Here is a 21656-nt window from a genome sequence, read left to right as displayed (position 1 = left end):
TGGCGCCTTTCTGAATTCCACAATACGGAAACAAAATATTGAATGATGGAAGTGTGCCAAGATGGATCCCGCTTCGTCAAGGGTGCTGTCCGCATTGCCGTCGCTTCGGCGCTCGGCGAACCGCATGCGGCATACTGCGACGAAATTCCGGCGGCAGCCGCCGTCGTCCCCGCGAGAACGGAGAGGTACGCATGACCCACACGAGCCCCGGATACTCGGTCACGCTGCGCGTCGGACTGACGCCCGGGCAGCGCACGGCGAGTGATCTCGCGTCGGCGGTCGCGTCCACCGGGGCGTCGGTGACCGCCCTGGACGTCACCGAGTCGACTCCCGACGGCCTGGTCGTGGACGTCACCTGCGACACCACGGACGAGGATCACGCCGGACGAATTCGTGAATCCCTCGCATCCGCAGGCGGATACGACGTCCGCAAGGTCAGTGACCGCACCTTCCTGATGCACATCGGCGGCAAGCTGTCCGTCGAGCCGAAGGTCGAGTTGCGCACGCGGGACGACCTGTCCCGCGCCTACACCCCGGGTGTGGCGCGCGTCTGCCTCGCGATCGCGGACAACCCCGAGGACGCGCGGCGGCTGACCGTCAAGCGCAACACCGTCGCCGTGGTGACCGACGGCACCGCGGTGCTGGGTCTCGGCGACATCGGTCCGGAGGCGGCGCTGCCGGTGATGGAGGGCAAGGCGGCACTTTTCAAGCAGTTCGGGGGTGTCGACGCGTGGCCGGTCTGCCTCGACACGACAGACACCGAGGAGATCATCTCGATCGTCAAGGCACTGGCGCCGGTCTACGGCGGCGTCAACCTGGAGGACATCGCGGCACCACGGTGTTTCGAGATCGAGCGCCGGCTGCGCGAAGAACTGAGCATCCCGGTCTTCCACGACGACCAGCACGGCACCGCGATCGTGGTGCTCGCCGCGCTCATCAACGCGCTGCGCGTCGTCGACAAGAAGATCGAGGACGTCCGCATCGTGGTGTCCGGCGTCGGTGCGGCCGGGCACGCGATCATCCAACTCCTCGGGGCGCAGGGCGCCTCGGACATCGTGGCCTGCAGCCGCAAGGGCGCCATACACAATGGGGAGACGTACGAGGACGAGCACCGTCAGTGGATCGCCGAGCACACCAACCCGCGGGGCGTGATCGGGTCGCTCGGTGATGCACTGGTCGATGCCGACGTCTTCATCGGCGTCTCCGGCCCGAACATCCTGGGGGAGCAGGAGGTCGCGCGGATGGCGGACGACTCGATCGTCTTCGCGCTCGCCAACCCCGACCCGGAGATCCCGGCCGCAGAGGCGGCCAAGCACGCTGCGGTGGTCGCGACCGGTCGCAGCGACTTCCCCAACCAGATCAACAACGTGCTGGCTTTTCCGGGGCTGTTCCGTGGGCTGCTCGACGCCTCCGCACACAAGATCAGCACCGAGTTGCTGGTCGCCGCAGCGCGCGCGATCGCCGACTCGGTCGGTCCGAGCGAGCTGAACGCCAGCTACATCGTTCCGAGTGTCTTCGACGCCGACGTGGCGCCGGCGGTGGCCGAGGCGGTGCGCCGCACCGTCGAGGCGAAACGCAGCGAGGGCTGAGGCCGGACTTTGAACGACGAACAGGGCGGATCCTCAACAGGATTCGCCCTGTTCGTCTTTCGTCGTCCCTCCCGTCAGGCTCTGACGGTGTATGCCGCGTGCCAACCTCCGGGGCCGCGCGAGACGTTGTTGACACCGATCGTCACGTGCCGGCCGTCGACGGTGTTGCGGTAGGTCACGTAGATCGTGCCTGCCGCCCCCGAGTAACCGGTCCGTGCCCAGTGCGTGCGGTTGTCGTACCCGACCTTGAGCAGTGAGCTGTACGCCCACCGGGTCGTGTAGCAGCGCAGGGCACTGGTGTTCTCGGCTCCGAACGCGCGCATCGTGCGATCCGCGTAAGTGACCGAGTTCAACTGCGACACGGGCGCCATACCGTCACATGACGGTGCCTGCGCCGCGGTCGCTTCCCCTGTTCCGAGAGTCAGACCGCCCAGCACCATGGCGCCGATGGCAGCGGTCCCCAGAATCTTCTTCATTTTTCCTCCCCGGTCGGGCCCCCCTGGCCCGACGACTTGCACCCACGACGCTAACCGACCGTGGTGGGAGGCTGTCAGCCGTTCGGCTGAAGACTGCGCAGATTGTCCGGTCGATCAGACGGCCAGGCCGTCGATCCGATACTGCATGAACCGATAGTCGGTGTCGTCGTACCACTGACTCACGACGATCTCGAAGTCGGCGAAGGTCGATCCCGGGATGATGAAGCCGCCGTACGGCGCGCACACGACCTGGCCACCCTGGGCGTTCGCGGGTCCGTTCACGATCAGCGTCTGCTGCGGCGTCGTGAAGAAGTTGCCCAACGGGCTGTCGACGACCTGGGCATAGATGGTCGAGCCCTGCAGATTGGTGAAGACGAAGCGACCGTCGACCTGACGGAAGCAGATCTCACCCCAACCACGCGCCGTCGTGATGGTGGATGCCGGATTGCCCCATGCCCATTGACCGTTCGTGTATCCCCATGGCTGGTACGACGCCGGCGTGCCCACCTCGGCGTGCGGCACCCGGTGCAGCAGGAGGCCGGACGTGGTGCCACGGTTGAAGACGGTGGACAGGACGTAGCAGTATCCGTCGTCCGCGACGGCATACGTCTTCTGCTGGAACTGGCCGCCCAGCAGGTCACCTGGCCACTGGCACAGGTAGGTCCAGGTGTTGCCGTTGTCGTCGGACTTCCAGAAATCGCTGTGGTCGGTCTGGTAGATGACGCCGCGCATCAGGTGCAGGTACATCGTGTTGCCGATGGTGAAGACGTCGCTCGGGATCGCGGTCGTCCGTCCGTCACCGACCGGCACGTGCCCTTCGGGTACGAGACCGACCGCGGAACTGCCGCCGACCGCGCTGTCAATGGTGAGGGAGCCGAGATTGCTGCTGCTGGAACGCAATCCGACGGGTGAGCGCCAGTTGGGTCCGCCGACTCCCGCGCCGTCGAACGAATCACCGCCGACGAAGAGCATGGAGCCGTCGGGACATTTCGCCGGTATGCCGAGGTCGGACCAGGGTGTGGCGAACTGCCCGGTCTGCGCCGGACCGCTGAGGTCCTTGATCTTCGCGGCGCCGGTCGCGGCGGACGCCGGCCGGCGGGACGCGCTCACACCGAGTGCCCCGGTGAGAGCGGCGGTGGCGGTGGCGCCCAGCACGGCGCGACGGGTCGGTTTCATCAGGATCCTTCTTCTCGGTCGGACGATGGTCAGACACGCCCGGTCGCGAACCGGGCGATGCAGGTGCTGCCGGCCCACATGGTCGAGATCTCCACCACGTGTCGATCATCGGCGGTCGGCACGAGCGCGGGACTGTAGTTGTCGCAGGGGTTGTCGGCCGCATCCGGGACGCTCACCGGAGCGACGATGCGCTGCCACGGACCGGAGCCGCCGGAGCTGTTGGTGAGCAACGTGATGCCGTTGCCACCATCTGCTCCGCCCGAGCCGTTGACGTAGAGCTGGCCGGCCAGCACCAGCTTGCCGGTGGCCGAGCCGTCGTCGACGACGGTGATGACCGGCGTGTGCCGGAAGTGCGTGCCGTCCGTCGCGACGATCCGGCTCCCGGCGTCGGCCGGATCTCCCCAGTCGGCACCGTCCGCGGAGGTGCGGTAGTAGACGTCGCAGGCGTAGTTGCCACCGCAGACCTCGTAGGTCATGATCCGGGTGCCGTTCTTGAGTTCGCGGACGACGGCCATGCCCGGTCGCGCTGACGAATCGGCAAGGCTGACAACGGGATATGGTGCACCGAAGGTCTTGCCGCCGTCGGGGGAGAAGATCTCCATCAGCGTCTGGCTGTGTCTGGGCTGCGTCTCGTCGGAGTAGTACATCGTCAGCTGCCCCTCTGCGTTCACTCGCATCTCGGGCTCCCAGAGGGTGCCGGTGCCGGTCGCGGTGATCGCCGTCGAGCGCTTGGTCCAGGAGACACCGTGGTCCTCCGACGCCCAGAGCTCGAGCGACATCGGGCGTGCGTCGGCGCCATACGACGCCGCGAACAGCAACGTGCCCGTGGGTAGGTCGCCGACGGCCTGCGGCAGCTCGTAGATGGACGCGCAGCACACACCCTGCGGAGCGCGCGGCTCGTTGATCGCGCTGATCTTGCTGAAGGTCCGGCCGTCATCGATGCTGCGGTAGATCGACGAAACTCGTTGTGCGTCATACGAAGTCGACGCGATGATCTGGCCGTTCGCACTGCCCGAGTGTGAGAGGCGGATGGCCCGTGGGTACATGTTGGTGCCGTCACCCAGCTGGTCGCCGCCGACGGCGGTCAGACTGACATCGTCGACCTGGATCCAGGTGTCCTCGGTGGCCCAGATGCCGGCATACACGTCGAGGGAGGTGGCGGTGCCGCTGTCGACGGTGACGCTGAACTCCCGCCACGAGCCGATCGCGCCGAAGCGGTCCTCGTTGCGGACGGGTCCGCCACCCGGCACACGTGCACCGATGTAGCCCTCGGTGGAGTTGTCGGAGGTCTGCAGCCAACCGGTCAGCAGGTATGTCGTGTGGGCGGTCACGGGGACCGTCTGGTAGACGCTGTTCCAGCCGCTGTTGTAGCGCGCGAAACCGTTGTTGGCGCCACCGTGTGCCCAACCCTTGGCGAGATCGACGCCGCAGTTGCCGGTGCAGTGCCACGGTGAGCCCATCGCCTGCGATGACTGTTGCTCGAATCCCGGGTCGGCCACCAGGTTCTCGCTCGCTACCGCCGGGTGGGCGGAGACATGCGTCAGGTCGGGGCGCGGTGTCGCCAGTGCGGGCGAGAAGCACCCACTCAGGAGCAGTGCGCAGACGGCGATCCCGACGGATGCGATGCGGCGAACACGCCGTGCCTCCGAAAGGGATCGCGCGTCTGTCAGCCGTTTGTGTAAACGATTACCCACGCGAGTAGTCTGGCGCCGACAGCGATCGGCACCAAGGAAAATGCGAAGTTTTGACCAAACCCTGACGAAGGCGGAAGCGCAGCGGGAGTGCCTCAGCGCGTGACGAGTTCGGCAACCGCGGCTGCCGTCGGCACGCTGTCCCCGAAGGTCCAGATCGCTCGTCGAGCGCCACACAGTTCCTCGTCGCCGGTCGCGTAACCGAGCACGAGCACGAGTGCGTCCGGGTTGGCGGCGAGGGCGCGCCGGAGCTGGTCGTCCTCCGCCGAGTCATGCCCGGGGGAGCCGGTCACGACGACATCGGCGACCGGCAGGTCCGGACGAAGGACCAGCGCGGTCTCGTCCGCGTGCCCTTCCACGGCTTCGGGGAGCACGAAGGCCGAGGTGACCGAGGAGCCGGGCGCCGTGTCGAGGAGGGCCTGGACCGTCAGCGCGGGCAAGGCCCCCGCCGCGACGTTCCGCTGCCGGCGGATGTCAAGGATTCGCAGGCGTTCTCGGCCGGTCCGCACCACGCCACGGGTGGCCGGCGATCGGCGCGCCACGGACAGGTCCGCTGCGTCGTCGGCCACCGGCACCCGGGTCGGTCGGGATTGTCGCCACCGCCGCAACGCGTCGATCCGGGCGGCGGCTTCCTCGAGCCGTTCGACCGGCAGTCGGTCCTCGTCGACGGCACGCTGCAGCGCGGTGCGGGCCTCGGTGAAGACCTGCACGTCCTTGTCCGGGTTGGTCGCGCCGAGCACCGGGTTGCCGAGGCCGAGCAGGTCCGCACCGGCGAGCAGCGCCTGGACGCAGCCCTCGCCCAGGCCGATCGTGTCCCGGATCGCACCCATGTCGAGCGCGTCGGTCATGATCACGCCGTCGAACCCGAGCTCGTCGCGCAGCAGCGAGAGGACCGGTGCACTGATGGTGGCGGGCCGCGACGGGTCCAGCGCCGGAAGTATGACGTGCGCCGTCATCACCGCACGCACACCCGCACGCACCGCGGCCTCGAACGGCGCGAGCTCCCGCTGCCTGAGCACCTCGAGCGGCGCATCCACCCGAGGCAGCCCGACGTGCGAATCCACTGCAGTGTCACCGTGACCCGGGAAGTGCTTGGCCGTCGCGGCGACCCCGGTCGACTGCAAGCCCTCGGCATACGCCACGGCGTGCCGGGCGACCAGGTCCGGATCGGCGCCGAACGAGCGCACCCCGATGACCGGGTTGTTCGGGTTGCTGTTGACGTCGACGACGGGCGCCAGATCGACGTCGATGCCGGACGCGCGCAGGTCGGCGCCGATCGCGGCACCCACGTTGCGGGTGGCGTCGACGTCGTCCACGCGGCCGAGCATCGCGGCACCGACGTGCGGTGAGCCGGCGCGCGCGCCGAGGCGGCTGACGATGCCGCCCTCCTCGTCAGTGGCGATGAGCACGTCGCCGAGCTCGTGGAGCTGTCGCGACAGTGCCGCGGTCGTGTCGACGTCGCCGATGTTGTGGCTGAAATAGACGACGCCGCCCAGGCCCCGGTCGATCGCATCGGCCAGCCACCGCGGTGGTGTCTCGTGACCGGCAAAACCTGGTTTGAGGACAGTGTGGATCAGCCGGTCGACCCCGGGGTCCTCACTCATTTGACGGCGCCGGAGACGAGACCGGCGCCCAGGCGCCGCTGGGCGAGCACGAAGACGATCACGACAGGAAGAGTAACCACGGTGGACGCTGCCATGAGGCCTCCCCAGTCATTCGTGTTGGCGGTCGAGAAATGCTGCAGCCCGACCCCGACCGTCAACACGCTGTCCTTGGACAGGAAAGTCAGCGCGAAGGTGAACTCCTCCCAGGCCATGACGAACGAGAACGCCGATGTGGCAACGAGTCCCGGCACCACGAGCGGCAGCAGGATCGACCGGAACATCCGCCACCAACCGCAGCCGTCGAGGTATGCCGCCTCCTCCAGCTCACGAGGGACGGCGGCCACGAAACCACGGAGGTTCCAGATCGCGAACGGCAACGAGAAGGCGATGTAGACCAGGATCAACCCGACCAGCGAGTTGAGCATCTTCCAGTCCTTCATCTGCAGGAAGAGCGGAATGACCAGCGCTTCCGCGGGCAGCATCTGCACCACCAGGATCAGCACGAGCATGGTGGAGCGGAACCGGAAACGGAACCGCGCGATCGCGACGGCGCCGAGCAGGGCGAGAGCTCCGGAGATCACGACCACCGCGACCGTCACGATCGCCGAATTCAGCAGGTACTGACCGAAATCATGCTTGGTGAAGACGCGGGTGAAGTTGTCGAACGTGACGTGTTCCGGCACCAGGTTGTCGGTGCCCGAGCCGTTGCGGCCGTTGAACGCGGTGCTGAGCATGAAATAGACAGGGAAGAGGGTGAAGAGCAGCAGCGCGACGACGGCCACCGTCTTCCCGACGGTGCGCCAGGGGGAGTTGGTGCTCATGCGGTCTCCTCCTCACGGAACATCACCCGCAGGTAGATCAGCGTGATCACCAACAACACCAGGGTGAGCAGCACGGCGATCGCCGAACCCAGACCGTATTTCGTCTGGTTGATCGACGTGACGTACGACCAGACGCCGAGGTTGAAGACCTCGGGGTTGGTGCCGTTGCCGCCGGGCATCAGATAGATCTGGGTGAAGACCTTGAAGTCCCAGATCGTCGACAGGATGGTCACCACGGCGAAGACCGGGCGCAGCAGCGGCATGGTGACGGACCAGAACCGCCGCCACGCTGATGCACCGTCGATCTTCGCCGCCTCGTGCAGCTCGGTCGGCACCGTGAGCATGCCGGCGAAGAGCGTCACCGCCACGAACGGGAAGCTGTGGTGGACGACGTTCAGCAGCACGATCGCGTAGAACGACCACCGGTCGGTGAACCAGTTGTGCCCCTCCGGGCCGATCAGCCCCAACCACTCCAGGAAGTGCTTGGCGACGCCGTCGTCCGGCGCGAAGATCCACGTCCAGACATAGGTGTCGGAGACCGCCGGGATCGCCCAGGCGATCAGGATCGACCCGATGATCAGGGCGCGGACCTTCGGCCCGACATTCAGCAACAGCAGGGCGACCAGCGTCCCGAGCACGATCGTGCAGAACACCGCAAGTGCAGCGAACACAACGGTGTTCGGCAGGATCGTCTTCCACAGGTATGACGCCGGAAGGCCGGGTGCACCGGAGAAGATCTGCTTGTAGTTGTCGAAGCCGACACCCACCGGGTGCCCGCTGATCACCTCGCGCAGGTTGTAGCGCTGGAAGGACAACACCGTCACCCGGACGATCGGGTAGAGCAGCAGTCCGGCGATGACGATCAGCGGGCCGGCGAGCAGCAGCCAGGGCCGTGTCTTGGAAGTGGGCACGTGGTGGTTCTTCGCTGTCGGGTCGGTCGGGGAGGGGCGGCGGTCAGCTCTTGGCGTTCAGCGTGGAGGTGATCGCCTCCGATGCCTTCTTGGTCGCCGCCGGCACCGACGTGCCGGTCAGGATCGACTGCAGCATCTGCGTGATGGTCTGGTTTCCCTCGACCGTGCCCCACTGCGGCGCGCTCGGAACGTTCCGGCCGCCCTTGAGCATCGCGGTCGCGAACGGCGCGACGAGCTTGTCGGAGCTGTCGGCGAACGGCTGCAGGGCGGTCTTGGTGGTCGGCAGGTAACCGGTCTGGTCGGCCCACTTCTTGGCCAGGTCACCGGTCGTCATCAGCTGGACGAACTTCCAGGCGAGGTCCTGCTTCTTGCTGGTGGCCATCACCGACAGGTTGGAGCCACCGAGGAACGCCGGCGCCACGCCACCGTTCTTGCCGGGGATCGCGAACGCGCCGATCTTGTTCTTCAGATCGGGGTTCTGCTCGATGGCGGTCTTGGGCGTCCAGTTGCCCTGGATGACCATTGCCGCCTTGTTCTTGGCGAAGGCGTCCAGCAGGTCGGTCTCCTTCCAGGTGGAGGCCGCGGTGGTGGACGAGCCGTCCTTCAGCGCCAGGTCGGTGTAGAACTTCAGCCCCGCCTGGGACTGCGGGGAGTCCAGCGTGCTCTTCCACTTGCCGCCGGACATGGTCGCGAAGTCGCCGCCCGCACCCCAGATGAACGGTGCCGAGGCGTATGACGAACCGCCGGCGATGGGCATCGCCGCCATCTTCGGCTCCTTGGTCTTCAGCGTCTTGACGGCCTGCTCCAGCTCGGCCCAGTTCGTGGGGACCTTGATGCCGTCCTTGGCGAAGACGTCCTTGCGGTAGACGATCGCCCGGACACCGGCGTACCAGCCGACGCCGTACTGCTTGCCGTCATACGTGGCCGAGTCCTTCAGCGCCTTCAGCTCGTCCTTGCCCATGCCCGAGGAGGTGACCTGCTTGGTGATGTCGGCCAGGCCGCCGGCCGCCGCGAACTCCGGTGTCCACGTCGTGCCGATCTCGGACACGTCCGGACCACCGCCGCCCGCGAACGAACGCACCAGCCGGTCATGGGCATCCGCCCACTCGACCTCCTGGATGTTCAGCGTCGCGCCGGTCTTCGCCTTGAACTCCTTCTTGGCCTCCGCATAGAACTTCGAGGCGTCCGGGTTCGTGCCCTTCATGACCCAGAAGGTCAGTGACTTGGCGCTGCCGCCACCGCCCGCGGTCGCGCCGCCTCCGGAGCCGCCCGAACCGTCGGAACCACCGCTGTCACCACAACCGGCCAGGGCCAGGGTGAGAGCGGTGAGTGAGGCGAGTGCCGCAGCTGTCGTGGTGCGCATGGTTCTCCTTGGTGAGCTGGCCGATGACGGGGTGAAGCGGGGGTGAACGGGATGGACCCGGGACAGGGCGACCCTACGAAAATTTCGATGCGTAAAGGGCAGAGTAGGGGAAAATTGTTTCCGTCAGGCGTCTTGGGTCCTGCCGGTTGCGGCGCGTCTTCCGGATCGTGGCCGGAGGCGGTTCGATGGGCTGATGATGACCATCGATCACGACAGCTCGGTCCCGCCGTACCAGCAGATCTGCGATCAGATCGCGGCGCGCATCGAGGCGGGTGAGCTGGCCGTCGGGGCGCGACTGACGTCCGTGCGCGGGCTGGCTGCGGAGCTCGGGCTGGCGCCCGGCACCGTCGCCAAGGCCTACACCGAGCTCGAGGCGGCGGGACTCGTCGAGGGGATGGGGCGCTCCGGGACGCGGGTCGCGGCAGGAGGTGACGGAACCCGGGCGCTCGCGGCGTCGGCGGCGGCCGACTTCGCGGCACGGGTGCGGCGGCTCGGGTTGGGCACGGACGAACTGCTGCGCATCGTCCGCACCAGTCTCGAACAGGCCTGAACGCCAACCGAACTCCCGGTCGCACGGATGTGCGCGAAATCACCCCGGCCGGGTTGGCTCCCGACGGTATGGCGGACGTAAAATTTCGATAACGAAGAATTCGGTATCGAATACGTCTCGAAGGGAGACCAGCATGACCTCGTTCGCCCGTGCCATCCGCGACCGTCGTGAGTCCGCACGCAGCCGTCGGGCGCTGATGGAAGCCATCCGGGGCGCCTCGACGCAGAGCGCGCGGGACGACCTGGTGATGGCGATGCAGCGCGCCAACGCCACGCGCTGACTGTCAGGTCGCCGAGGAGCTCGTGAGGGACGAGCGAGCGTCTCGAGGTGCCGACATACAGAAAGGCCCTGCCCGGTGTTCACCGGACAGGGCCTTCATGCGTATGACGACTACTTCAGCTCACTGGAGCTGAGCTCCAGCAGGCGACGGGCCACGACGAGCAGCTGGATCTGCTGGGTCCCCTCGAAGATGTCCAGGATCTTGCTGTCGCGAGCCCACTTCTCCAGCAGCTCGGTCTCCGCGTATCCCGTTGCGCCACAAAGCTGTACGCAGGTCAGCGCGACGTCGACACAGGTGCGACCGGCCTTCGCCTTGGCCATCGAGGCCTGCATCGAGTTCGGCTTGCCGTTGTCGGCCATCCATGCCGCCCGCATGGTCAGCAGGTAGGCCGCCTCGTAGTCGGCCTCCATCTGCAGCAGGCGCGCGGCGGCATACGGCTGGGTGTGCACGGGTGCGTTCGGGTCGGCGGTGATGCCGGCCTTCTCGAGCAGCTCGGTGGCCAGGTCCAGGCTCGCGCGGGTCAGCCCGACGGCCATCGCCGCGACCAGCGGACGCGTGTTGTCGAAGGTCTGCATGGCGCCGCCGAAGCCGCCCTCGGTGCGGATCTCGGGGTCGCCGAGCAGGTCCTCCGCCGGCACGCGGCAGTTGTCGAGCGAGAAGGCTGCCGTGTCGGAGGCCCGGATGCCGAGCTTGTGCTCCAGACGGACCAGCTTCAGCCCGGGGTTGTCGCGGCGTACGACGAAGGACTTGATGGCCTTCTTGCCGAGCGAGCGGTCCAGCGTCGCCCACACGACCACCAGCTCGGCACGCTCGCCGCTGGTGACGAAGATCTTCTCGCCGTTCAGGACGTATTCGTCACCGTCCTTCGTCGCGGTCGTCCGGATCGCGCCGGAGTCCGAGCCGGTGTCGGGTTCGGTGATCGCCATGGCGGCCCACTTGCTGCCGTAGCGCGCTTTCTGCTCGTCGTTGGCGACCGCCGCGATCGCCGCGTTGCCGAGCCCCTGGCGGGGGAGGGACAGGGTGAGTCCGACGTCGCCGCGGCAGGTCTGCATGATCGACAGGACCGACGACAGGTTGGAGCCGTTGACGGTTTCCTTCGTCTTGGCACCCCGGGAGCCGGCGCCGACACCGGCGGGCTCCTTCGAGCCGCCGCTGGTCGTGCGCGCACCGGCACCCTGGGACGCGCCGGAGTCGGACAGGCCGTCGATGACGGCGGACATCAGGTCGAGTTCACGCGGGTACTCGTGCTCGGCGAGGTCGTACTTGCGGCTGATCGGCCGGAAGACCTCGTCCGCGAGGCCGGACGCCTGCTTCAGCAGGGGGACGAACTTCTTCGGAACCTCAAGATCAATCATGAGTGAAATCCTTTGGGATGAAAGCGTTTCGGGGGTATGGCGGGCGGGCGCTCTAGACGAGCAGCGCGCCCTCCATCAGGCCGGCGCCGCGCAGGTCGCGGAACCACCGCTCGTTGTCGAACTCCTTGACGAAGCCGTGGCCGCCGAGCAGCTGCACCCCGTCGGACCCGATCTGTGCGCAGTGCTTCTCGGTCAGTGCGCGTGCGTGCGCGATCTGCTCGCTGGCGTCGAGACCTCGGTCCAGGCGCGAGGCCGCCCGCCATACGACCAGGCGGAGGCCGTCCAGCTCGATGGCGATGTTGGCGACGGTGAAAGCGACCGCCTGGCGGTAGGCGATCGGCTCGCCGAACGCCTTGCGCTCCTTGGTGTAGGTCGCGACCTGGTCGAGCACGGCCTGCGCGGTGCCGACCGCGGCGGCGGACCAGGCGAGCCGGGCCCGCGAGACCGCATCGGTGTGGTCGGCGGCGGTGCCCAGCAGGTTCGTGGTGGGGACCCGGACCTGCTCGAGGTGCAGGGTCCCGGTGTGGGCCGCCCGCACACCCATGGCCGGGTTGTCCGACACCGTGACGCCGTCGGTGGTCGGCGGCACGATGACCAGTCGGGCGACACCGTCGATCAGCGCCGAGACGATGAACAGGTCGGAGGTCGCTGCGCCGGGCACGAGCGACTTGGTGCCGTCGAGGACGATGCTGTCACCCTCGACGCGGCCGGTGGTCTGCGGTGCGGCCGGGTCGAACAGCGGCTGCGGCTCCATCAGGGCGAGGGCTCCGGTGGCGGGTGAACTCTCGTCGGTGAACGCCGGCAGGTATGTCGCCTGCTGGTCCGAATCCCCGTAGTTCACAATGCAATTCGCAACGGCTGCGGGAGACATGACGGCGACCGCGAGTCCCATGTCGCCGCGGGCCAATTCCTCCAGGACGAGCGCACTCGTCACGGCGGACGCCTCCTCGGCGACGCCGCCGAGCTCGGTGGGAACGCCGAGCAGCGCCATACCCATCTGGGCGGCCTGCTCGCGGACCGAGTCGGGCACGGCACGCTCGGTGTCGGCCGTCGCAGCCGCCGGGCGGAGCACCTCGTCGGCGAGCTCGCGAGCCGCCTCGCGGATCATCTCCTGGTCGTCGTTCGGCGTGAGGTCGAACTGGACGCGCGGCTTGGCCGGCTTGGTGCGCGTCGGCGATCCCGAGCCGCTCTTGGCGGCGAAGGCGCGACCGGCGGCGACCTGGGCGCGGAATCCCTGGCGGGCGCCGCGGTAGAGAACCTTCTCGACCTTGGCGCGCAGTGCGGGGTTCTTCATCGCTTCCAGGCCACCGGCGCGGGTGATCAGACGCATGCCGAAGGACTGTCCGCGGTCGGCGAGCGACGGCTTGGATTGCGGGTGACTCATGGTTGCCTTTCGTGACAGGCGGATGTTCTTGTAACTTACGGTACCGGAAACATCGAGTATCGGGTACTGCACCCACGAAAGACGGTCGGACGGCCCGGATCGATCAGGCGTATGCCGCACGCACGGCGGCTGCGACCGCGTCGAAGCGGTCGCGGGGGAGGAATGCGCCCTCCCGGCGGATGCTGCGCTCGGACAACCGGATCACCCGGTTGACGCGCACCTCGCTGGGCCGGTGCTTCGGATCCCAGTCACCGCTGCCGATGTCGCACCACAGCCGGCCGGCACGGCGTTCCTGTTCGGCGTCCCGATGGTGATCCTTGCTGGTCAGCATGAGGCCGAGCAACCAGTCACCGTCCCGGCCGACGAGCAACACCGGGCGGTCCTTGCCCTGACCATGGTCCTCCTCGTAAGGGACCCAACCCCAGACGATTTCGCCGGGATCGGGTAGACCGTCCGGCTTCGGCGCGTAGGACATCGACGGCGCGCCGACGTAGTCGCCGGGATAGTCCGACGCGGGATGCGCTGGTCCGGAGGGAATGTCGCCGCGACGCCGCTCCGCCACGGTCCCGGTGGGCCGACGCCTCCCGGGCTGTTGCCAAGAGTTCCGCAGTACGCCGCCGAGGAAGCGGCCGGCCGTCCGGGCGAGGTCGAGGCGTGAGGTCATCGGGTGACCAGGCTCTCGGCGGCCAGCCCGCGGATGGACGCGTCCAGCACGGTTGCGGTGTGTGCCATCGGGATCGGGCGGCCGAGCCGCTCCAGTGCGTTCGCGATCTGCATGAGACAGCCGGGATTCGCGGTCACGATCAGGTCGGGCTCGGTGCGCAGGATGCTGCGGGCCTTGGCCTCGCCGAGCTCGGCCGCGGTCTGCGGATGCAGGATGTTGTAGACGCCGGCGGAGCCGCAGCAGATCGCGGCATCCGGGATCTCGACCAGCTCCACACCGGGTATGCCGCGCAGCAGCTCCCGTGGTTGCGACCGCACGCCCTGGGCGTGCCCCAGGTGACACGCGTCGTGGTAGGCGATGCGCAAGGGCAGCGGATGCCGGGTCGCAACGGTGCCGAGCTCGGTGAGGACCTCACTCAGATCACGCACCCGCGCGCCGAAGTCCTGCGCGGATCGCGTTGCGGTGTCGTCGTTCTCGGCCGCGAAGAGCGTGCCGTAGTCCTTCATCGCGCTGCCGCAGCCGGCGGCGTTGGTCACGATCGTCCCGATCTCGGCTGCGTCCTCGAAGGTCGCCATCGTCCGCCGAGCGAAGCCCTGTGCCTCGGGCTCTCGACCCGAATGGCTGCTGAGAGCACCGCAACAGCCCTGATCGGCGGGTATGACGACACGGCAGCCCTCCGCCGCCAGCACGCGCGCGGTCGCGGCATTGACGTCGGAGAAGAAGACGTCCTGGACGCAGCCGGTCAGCAGGCCGACCACCGCACGTTGTTCGCCCACGGCAGGCATCACACGTGGCAATGGCTCCGGCACCCCGAGTTTCGGGGTGAGGCGCTCCATCGCCGCCAGGCCGGGGAAGAAGCGATCCAGCAGCTTCGTCCTGCGCAGCGCACGATCCAGGCCAAGTCGCTGCGTGGCCCGCAACGGTCCGCGCAGTCTGCGCAGCCGGGCGGGGTAGGGGAAGAGGTTGAAAATGGTTCCGCGCAAAGCCTTCTCGGAACGAGACCGCTCGTGGTGCCGCTCGACCTGCGCTCGGGCCTGCTCCAGCAGCCGGTCGTACTGCACGCCGCTCGGACAGGCGGTGACGCAGGACATGCAGCCCAGGCAGGCATCGAAATGTTCGACCATCTGATCCGTGAGCGGGGCACCCTCCAGCCCGGCCTGCATCAGGTGGATGCGTCCGCGCGGAGAGTCCATCTCCTCGCCCCAGAGTTGGTATGTCGGGCAGGTAGGCAGGCAGAACCCGCAGTGCACGCAGTCGGCGATCAATTCCTGCGACGGCGGATTGTGCGCGTCGAAGGCGGAAGGAAGCTCGTGCGTCATCAGACACCTCCCACGAAACGGCCGGGGGCGAGCAGCCGCCCGGGATCGAACTGCTGCTTGAGCCGGCGCATCACCGGAAGCCCGTCGACCGGACCCCAGACATCGAGCTCCCGGCGCAAGGCCGCGGACCCGGTCAGCACGACCACCGCGCCGCCGGCGCGACCCGCGAGTGGCCGGAGCACCTGCAGGGACGCGGCCAGTGCATCTGTCGACGAGTCGGACGTCGGGGCGGCATACAGGACACCGGTGCCTGCTGCTCCGCGCACCCGGAGGCCGAGTTCCGTTGCCGCCTGGGCGATCTCGGCCACGGCTCCGAGTCGGCAGGTGATCTTGAGGATGACGTCGCTGCCATCGGTCGCACCAGGGAGCGACCACGGCCATTCGAGGTCCGGTGCAACGTCCGTCGGGACAGCGAACTCGGCCTGCGCCGCCTCGACACGTCCGGCAACACCGTCCGCGGTGCCCTCCAGCAGCAGTGCCACCGTCGCGAGTTCGCCCGGATGCCAGTCGATCTCGAGCGCGGACGGTGCCAATTGTGAGTGGCACAGCCGAGCGAGGAGCGGTTCGAGGTCCGCGGACGCAACCGATGCGGAGACCCACGCGTGGGTCTCGGGGACCGGGTGCAACCGGAAGGTCGCCTCGGTGATGACGGCGAGCGTGCCGTGCGAGCCGACCAGTAGCTTCCCGAGGTCGTAGCCCGCGACGTTCTTGACCACTTTGCCGCCCGAGTGCGCGACGGTGCCGTCGGCGAGGACGACGGTGACGCCGATGAGCAGATCGCGTGCGGTGCCGTGCGAGAGGCGGTGCGGGCCACTGCTGTTGGTGGCCAGGACACCACCGATGGTGCTGCCGGGCACCGGCTCGTCGAGGCTGAGCAGTTGTCCACTGCCGCGGACCTGGTCCTGGAGCGTCGCGAGCGGCATACCGGACTCGACCCGCACGATCAGGTCACCGGGCTGGTGCTCGATCATCCGGTCCAGCGAACGCGTGTCCAGCACGAGGTCGGGTGCCGGACAGGCTCCGCCGAAGGTCTGCTTGGTGCCGTTGCCACGCACCACCGTCACCGCATCGACACCGCGGGCGGCGCGCAGCGTCGCCGCGACCTGCGCCGTGGTCGTGGGGCGAGCGACGCAGCCGGGGACGTGGCCGTCGAGTGCATCTGCTGCTTCGCCCGGGCGCACGTCGACCCCGAGGTCGCGCAGCGTGCCGATCAGTTTCATGCTCAGAAGACCTCGCCCAACCCGGCCGACTGCACGGGATGTGCTGCACGTCGCTTCCCGGGGACCTCTCCGCACAGGCGTGGCGTCGGGAAGACCTTGCCGGGATTGGAGATTCCGGTCGGATCGAAGGCACAACGCACGAGTTGCATGGTGTCCAGGTCTTCCTCGGTGAACATCTTGGGCATGTGCTTGGCCTTGTCGGCGCCGACGCCGTGTTCGCCGGTGATCGACCCGCCGTGCGCGAGGCACAGGTCGAGTATGGCGCCCGAGGCGTCCTCGGCGGCCTCGGCCTGGCCGGGTACCCGCTCGTCGAAGAGCACCAGCGGGTGCAGGTTCCCGTCACCCGCATGGAAGACGTTCGCGACGCGCACGCCACGCTCGGTGGCCAGCGCGGTCATGGAGCGCAGGACTTCGGGCAGCGCGGTGCGCGGTATGACGCCGTCCTGCACGATGTAGTCGGGGCTGATGCGGCCGACGGCGGCGAAGGCCGACTTGCGACCGCGCCAAATGGCCTGGCGTTCCTCGTCATCGGCGGCGATCCGGATCTCGAAGGCGTCGGCGTCGCGGCAGTGTGCTTCGGCAGCGGCCAACTCGACGGCGACCTCGTGCTCCGGTCCGTCCAGCTCGACGACCAGCACCGCTCCGGCACCGGCCGGATAGTTGCAGGCGACGGCGGCCTCGGCAGCCTCGATCGCGAGTGCGTCCATCATCTCGATCGCGGCGGGCACGATCCCCGCACCGATGATCGCCGACACCGCCGCACCCGCGGAGTCCGTGTCGGCGAAGCCGGCCAGGAAGGTCTGGACCGCGGCCGGCGTCCGGGTCAGCCGCACGGTGACCTCGGTCGCGATGCCGAGCGTGCCCTCGGACCCGATGAAGGCGCCGAGCACGTCGTACCCGGGAGCATCCGGCGCGGTGCTGCCGAGCGTCGTGCGCTCCCCGTCGGGGAGCACCACTTCGGCGGCAACGACGTGGGTCGCCGTGAAGCCGTACTTCAGGCAGTGGGCGCCACCGGAGTTCTCGGCGACGTTGCCGCCGATGCTGCACACCTGCTGACTGGAGGGATCCGGCGCGAAGTAGTAGCCCTCCGGTCGGGTGCGGGTGGAGACGTTGAGGTTGATGACGCCGGGGTCGACCACGGCCCGCTGGTCGCGTGCGGAAACGCTTCTGATCTCACGGAATCCGCTCATCACGATCAGCACACCGTCGGCGTGGGGGAGTGCTCCACCGGAGAGTCCGGTGCCGGACCCGCGCGCCACGAACGGCACACCGTGCTCGGCGCAGGCGCGCACCGCGTGCTGCACGTCGTCGGCGGATGTCGCCAGGACCACGAGGGCGGGCGTGACCCGGTAGTGCAGCAGGCCGTCGCAGTCGTAGGTCGCGAGCTGCGTCGGGTCGTCGATGACGGCGCCGGACGCAAGCACCGACCGCAGCTGCGCGGTGACAGCTGCGATCGGTGCTCCGGACTGCGTCATACGGATCAGGGCATGCGTGCGTATGCCGGCAGGGTGAGGAAGTCCGCGTAGTCGTCGGCGACCGCGACCGCGAGGAACGTCGCCTTGGCGGCGTCGTAGTCGCTCGGTTCACCCGGCAGCCCGGCGATCACCTCGTCGACGAGCCCGAGCACGAGCTGCTCGGTCACCTGTTCACCGGTGTCGGCCAGCTTCACCTCGTTGCGGATCTGCTGCCAGATCTGCGAACGGCTGATCTCGGCAGTGGCGGCGTCCTCCATCAGGTTGTGGATGCCGACCGCACCGCGCCCGGCGAGCCAGGACTTGAGGTACTGCAGCGCGACGTCGATGTTGCTGCGCAAACCGGCGGAGGTGACCTCACCGGGCGTCGACTTCACGTCGAGCAGGTCGGCGGCCTTGACGTCGGCCGCGGGGACCGTGGCGATCTGGTTCGGGTTGTCACCCAGGACGCCGGTGAAGACGTCCTTGCAGGTCTCGACCATGGCCGGGTGCGCGACCCACGAACCGTCGAAGCCGTCGCCGGCCTCGCGGGACTTGTCGGCGGTGACCTTCTCGTAGGCGGCCTTGTTGACGGCCTCGTCCTTGCTCGGGATGAACGCCGCCATACCGCCGATCGCCGAGGCACCGCGACGGTGGCAGGTGTTGACCAGCAGCTGGGTGTAGGCGCGCATGAACGGCACCGTCATACCGACCGAGTTGCGGTCCGGGACGATGTAGTCCGCACCGCGGGTCCGGTAGGTCTTGATGACCGAGAAGAGGTAGTCCCAGCGGCCGGCGTTCAGGCCGGAGGAGTGGTCGCGCAGCTCGTAGAGGATCTCCTCCATCTCGAACGCTGCGGGCAGCGTCTCGATCAGGCAGGTTGCCCGGATGGTGCCCTGCGGTATGCCGAGCCGGTCCTGCGCGATGACGAACGCATCGTTCCAGAGGCGAGCCTCCTTGTGGCTCTCCATCTTCGGCAGGTAGAAGTACGGACCCTTGCCGCGGTCGATCTGCTTCTGGGCGCACGCCGCGAAGTAGAGGGCGAAGTCGACGAGCGACCCGGAGGTCTCCTCGCCGTCGACCAGGATGTGCTTCTCCGGCATGTGCCAACCGCGCGGCCGGACGATGATCGTGGGCTGCTGCTCGGGCGGGACGAGCTTGTACTCCTTGCCCTCCGGGCTGGTGAAGTCGATCGTGCCGTCGATCGCGTCCTTCAGGTTGAGCGGTCCCTCGACGACGTTCTCCCACAGCGGGGTGTTGGCGTCCTCCTGGTCGGCGAGCCAGGCCTTGGCGCCGGAGTTGAGCGCGTTGATCGTCATCTTGCGATCAGTGGGACCGGTCATCTCGACCCGGCGGTCCTCCAGCCCGGGTGCCAGCGGCGCGACCTTCCAGCCGGTGTCCTCGCGGACCGAGCGGGTCTCCTCCAGGAAGTCCAGATCCTTGCCGGCGGCAACGTCGGCGACGCGCTGCTTGCGGGCCTCGAGGGCCTCGAGCCGGCGAGCGTTCAGCGCGCGGTGCAGCTCGGCGATGAGCTCCAGCGCGGCCGTGCTGAGGATCTCGTCATACCTCGGCTGGATCGGGCCAGTGACTTGCACGCCGGTCGGAAACGTCGGCGTGGTCTCGTCGGACATTGGTGCAACCTCCACAATGTGATGTGAAATTTTCGCATGTCGGAATTTTCTGGCTCGCTACGCGCAGCCTAGCGTGCAGCCTCCCGCCGATCCTTTCCCCCCTCGCGGACGGCCGCAAGGGGTGGCCGGCACGCGGTCGTCGCGCGATGCGTCGTGGGTGAATCCGGTCACGTCGGGCGGATCTACTCGCGAGTAACCATGGTGACACGGAACCCTGGGTCGGTGACAACCTCCGTGACACCCCGCCGACCCGTTGCCGGCGACGACGAGCTGCTGCCGCCACTGCAAACCCGGGCCGCGCTGTTCGCGCTCGCCCTCGGCGGATTTGCCATCGGGACAACGGAATTCGTCACGATGGGACTTCTGCCGCAGATCGCCGGTGGCGTCCACATCAGCATCCCGACCGCTGGTCACGTCGTCTCGGCATACGCACTGGGTGTGGTGGTGGGCGCACCACTGGTGGCCATGCTCGCGGCCGGAGTGCGACGCAAGGCCGTGCTGGTGGCGCTGATGGTGGCGTTCGCCGTGGGCAACATCGGATCGGCGCTGGCACCCAATTACGCGACGCTGCTGATCGCCCGGTTCGTCAGCGGACTGCCGCACGGCGCGTTCTTCGGCATCGGCTCGGTGGTGGCCGCGTCGCTGGTGCCGCGGCACCGGCGTACGTCGGCCGTGGCGATGATGCTTGCCGGCCTGACGGTCGCCAATATCGTCGGCGTCCCGCTCGGGACGCTGCTCGGCCAGCACCTCGGCTGGCAATGGCCGTACGTCCTCGTCGGTGTCATCGCGCTCGTCACGGTGCTGGCCGTCCTCGCCTGGGTGCCGATGCAGCCGGCGGATACCGGGGCGTCGGCGCGCTCCGAGCTGAGTGCGCTCGCCCGGCCGCAGGTGTGGTTGACGCTCGGCGTGGGCACCGTCGGCTTCGGTGGCATGTTCGCGACCTTCTCCTACATCACCCCGACGATGACGCACCTGGCCGGCTTCGGCGACGCCGCCGTGCCCTTCATCCTGGTCGCGTACGGCGTCGGTATGACGTTCGGGACGATGCTCTCGGGCCGTGTCGCGGCATACGGGATGCTGCGCGGGATGATCGTGATGCTCGCGGCTATCGCGGTGTTGCTCGCGGCCTTCGGATTCCTCGCGCAGGCCCGTCCGACGGCGGTGCTCGGTGTCTTCCTGCTCGGCCTCCTGCCGTCCGTGCTCGTGCCGTTGCTGCAGACCCGGTTGATGGATGTGGCGCACGAGGGGCAGTCGCTCGCGGCCGCACTGAACCACTCGACGCTGAACATCGCCAACGCCCTCGGCGCCTGGCTCGGCAGCGTCGTGCTCGCGCACGGCCTCGGGTACGAGTGGCCCAGTCGCGTCGGCGCGATGCTCGCCGTCGCCGGCATCGCGATCGCCGGGGTCAGTGCCCTGCTCGCGCGCCGGGAGAGATGAGGACCCGCCCGCGTCCGTGGCGGACGACGGGCGGGCCCGATGTGCTCTCGATCAGGATGCGACGGGTGTGAAGGTCGCCTTGACGGTGTTTCCCCCGCCGGAGGTCAGCTGGGTGATCAGCGGCGTGAGCAGGCCGCAGCCGGTGAAGGACGGGATCGAGTAGGTCGAGGTCAGGGTGAGCGGATCGGTCAGGCTGGTCAGCTTGCCGCTCAGTTTCATCGTCGCCGGCGCGGACGTCTTACAGGTGGTGCTGGGAACCAGGTTGATGAAGCTGAAGATCGGCGGCGTCAGCTTGGTGATGTGCACGTTGAACTGCTGCGTCGCGGTCACGCTCTGATCGGCGAAGTTGAGGTTGCCCGTGGCGTCGCCCAGCGGCTCGATCTGCATGGTGGCGGTGGCGATGCCGGGAATGCTGAAGACTCCCGGAATGATCGGCAGGTCCACCTTCATCTGTGCCGGCTTCAGGTTGAGCGACGCCGTCAGGTTGTTCGTCGTGGCGCCCAGGTCGACCTTCACGGTCTGCGTGCCGCTGAACACGACGGTCTTGCCCGGCTTGGCCACGAAGGTCGACACCGAGGCCGTCTGATTGATCGGGATCACCGGTGCGGCGTCGGCACCGGGGGACCCCGCGACGGCGACGCCGGCTGCGGTGCCTGTGGCGGCGAGAGCGATTCCGATGCGTCGTGCGGTGTGAGCCATGGGTGTGTCCTTTCGGCCGAACTGAGGAAACGCAG

At 68.1% G+C, this 21656-nt stretch carries 19 protein-coding genes; 4 read left to right on the top strand and 15 right to left on the bottom strand.

The window, feature by feature from the left end:
• Positions 1 to 191: 191 nt before the first annotated feature.
• Positions 192 to 1589, top strand: a complete 1398-nt coding sequence (locus ACZ50J_RS14915; RefSeq protein WP_464297940.1) for an NAD-dependent malic enzyme — start codon at positions 192 to 194, stop codon at positions 1587 to 1589.
• A 74-nt stretch (positions 1590 to 1663) separates the two neighbouring features.
• Here ACZ50J_RS14915 and ACZ50J_RS14910 read toward each other — a convergent pair whose 3' ends face one another.
• The 7 genes from ACZ50J_RS14910 to ACZ50J_RS14880 form a co-directional block, all read right to left on the bottom strand.
• A complete protein-coding gene (locus ACZ50J_RS14910; RefSeq protein WP_464297939.1) occupies positions 1664 to 2065 on the bottom strand; it encodes a hypothetical protein in 402 nt (133 codons plus the stop codon).
• 114 nt (positions 2066 to 2179) lie between these two features.
• A complete protein-coding gene (locus tag ACZ50J_RS14905; RefSeq protein ID WP_464297938.1) occupies positions 2180 to 3241 on the bottom strand; it encodes a DUF4185 domain-containing protein in 1062 nt (353 codons plus the stop codon).
• A gap of 29 nt (positions 3242 to 3270) precedes the next feature.
• The gene (locus ACZ50J_RS14900; RefSeq protein WP_464297937.1) at positions 3271 to 4935 is read right to left on the bottom strand and encodes a sialidase family protein; all 1665 of its coding nucleotides are present in this window, start codon (positions 4933 to 4935) and stop codon (positions 3271 to 3273) included.
• Between the two features lie 92 nt (positions 4936 to 5027).
• Positions 5028 to 6536, bottom strand: a complete 1509-nt coding sequence (locus tag ACZ50J_RS14895) for a glycoside hydrolase family 3 protein (protein WP_464297936.1) — start codon at positions 6534 to 6536, stop codon at positions 5028 to 5030.
• Positions 6533 to 7357 carry a carbohydrate ABC transporter permease gene (locus ACZ50J_RS14890; protein ID WP_464297935.1) on the bottom strand — a complete coding sequence of 275 codons (825 nt, stop codon included), beginning with the start codon at positions 7355 to 7357 and terminating at the stop codon, positions 6533 to 6535. Before ACZ50J_RS14890 ends, ACZ50J_RS14895 begins: the two co-directional genes overlap by 4 nt.
• A complete protein-coding gene (locus ACZ50J_RS14885; protein ID WP_464297934.1) occupies positions 7354 to 8268 on the bottom strand; it encodes a carbohydrate ABC transporter permease in 915 nt (304 codons plus the stop codon). Before ACZ50J_RS14885 ends, ACZ50J_RS14890 begins: the two co-directional genes overlap by 4 nt.
• 43 nt (positions 8269 to 8311) lie before the next feature.
• Positions 8312 to 9631: a sugar ABC transporter substrate-binding protein gene (locus ACZ50J_RS14880; protein ID WP_464297933.1), complete on the bottom strand. Its 1320-nt coding sequence runs from the start codon at positions 9629 to 9631 to the stop codon at positions 8312 to 8314.
• Between the two features lie 193 nt (positions 9632 to 9824).
• On the opposite strand from ACZ50J_RS14880, the gene ACZ50J_RS14875 reads away from it, so the two are divergent.
• Together ACZ50J_RS14875 and ACZ50J_RS14870 are read left to right on the top strand one after the other, a co-directional pair.
• On the top strand, positions 9825 to 10181 hold the full coding sequence (locus tag ACZ50J_RS14875) for a GntR family transcriptional regulator (RefSeq protein ID WP_464297932.1): 357 nt from the start codon (positions 9825 to 9827) through the stop codon (positions 10179 to 10181).
• A gap of 133 nt (positions 10182 to 10314) precedes the next feature.
• Positions 10315 to 10461, top strand: a complete 147-nt coding sequence (locus ACZ50J_RS14870) for a hypothetical protein (protein ID WP_464297931.1) — start codon at positions 10315 to 10317, stop codon at positions 10459 to 10461.
• Between the two features lie 110 nt (positions 10462 to 10571).
• Here ACZ50J_RS14870 and ACZ50J_RS14865 read toward each other — a convergent pair whose 3' ends face one another.
• From ACZ50J_RS14865 to aceB, 7 genes are all read right to left on the bottom strand, one after another.
• Complete coding sequence (locus ACZ50J_RS14865) at positions 10572 to 11816, bottom strand: acyl-CoA dehydrogenase family protein (RefSeq protein WP_464297930.1); 1245 nt, start codon at positions 11814 to 11816, stop codon at positions 10572 to 10574.
• Positions 11817 to 11868: 52 nt separating this feature from the next.
• Positions 11869 to 13200, bottom strand: a complete 1332-nt coding sequence (locus ACZ50J_RS14860) for an acyl-CoA dehydrogenase family protein (protein WP_464297929.1) — start codon at positions 13198 to 13200, stop codon at positions 11869 to 11871.
• 103 nt (positions 13201 to 13303) lie between these two features.
• A complete protein-coding gene (locus ACZ50J_RS14855; protein WP_464297928.1) occupies positions 13304 to 13864 on the bottom strand; it encodes a type II toxin-antitoxin system PemK/MazF family toxin in 561 nt (186 codons plus the stop codon).
• Positions 13861 to 15183 (bottom strand): (Fe-S)-binding protein, encoded by a 1323-nt coding sequence (locus ACZ50J_RS14850; protein WP_464297927.1) that lies wholly within the window; start codon positions 15181 to 15183, stop codon positions 13861 to 13863. The genes ACZ50J_RS14855 and ACZ50J_RS14850 overlap by 4 nt, the downstream gene beginning before the upstream one ends.
• Positions 15183 to 16403: an FAD-binding oxidoreductase gene (locus tag ACZ50J_RS14845; protein ID WP_464297926.1), complete on the bottom strand. Its 1221-nt coding sequence runs from the start codon at positions 16401 to 16403 to the stop codon at positions 15183 to 15185. The genes ACZ50J_RS14850 and ACZ50J_RS14845 overlap by 1 nt, the downstream gene beginning before the upstream one ends.
• Before the next feature lie 2 nt (positions 16404 to 16405).
• Positions 16406 to 17878 carry an FAD-linked oxidase C-terminal domain-containing protein gene (locus tag ACZ50J_RS14840; RefSeq protein ID WP_464297925.1) on the bottom strand — a complete coding sequence of 491 codons (1473 nt, stop codon included), beginning with the start codon at positions 17876 to 17878 and terminating at the stop codon, positions 16406 to 16408.
• A gap of 5 nt (positions 17879 to 17883) precedes the next feature.
• The gene (aceB, locus tag ACZ50J_RS14835) at positions 17884 to 19485 is read right to left on the bottom strand and encodes a malate synthase A (protein WP_464297924.1); all 1602 of its coding nucleotides are present in this window, start codon (positions 19483 to 19485) and stop codon (positions 17884 to 17886) included.
• A 222-nt stretch (positions 19486 to 19707) separates the two neighbouring features.
• Between aceB and ACZ50J_RS14830 the strand changes: the two genes are divergently transcribed.
• Complete coding sequence (locus ACZ50J_RS14830; RefSeq protein ID WP_464297923.1) at positions 19708 to 20922, top strand: MFS transporter; 1215 nt, start codon at positions 19708 to 19710, stop codon at positions 20920 to 20922.
• A 51-nt stretch (positions 20923 to 20973) separates the two neighbouring features.
• Here the strand turns inward: ACZ50J_RS14830 and ACZ50J_RS14825 are convergent, their stop codons facing one another.
• Positions 20974 to 21621, bottom strand: coding sequence for a hypothetical protein (locus ACZ50J_RS14825; protein WP_464297922.1), 648 nt, complete (start codon positions 21619 to 21621; stop codon positions 20974 to 20976).
• Positions 21622 to 21656: the final 35 nt, after the last annotated feature.

The organism is Flexivirga sp. G2, from assembly GCF_055397625.1.
The sequence above is the reverse complement of the archived record's forward strand: the minus strand, read 5'-3'. Positions and strand labels throughout refer to the sequence as shown.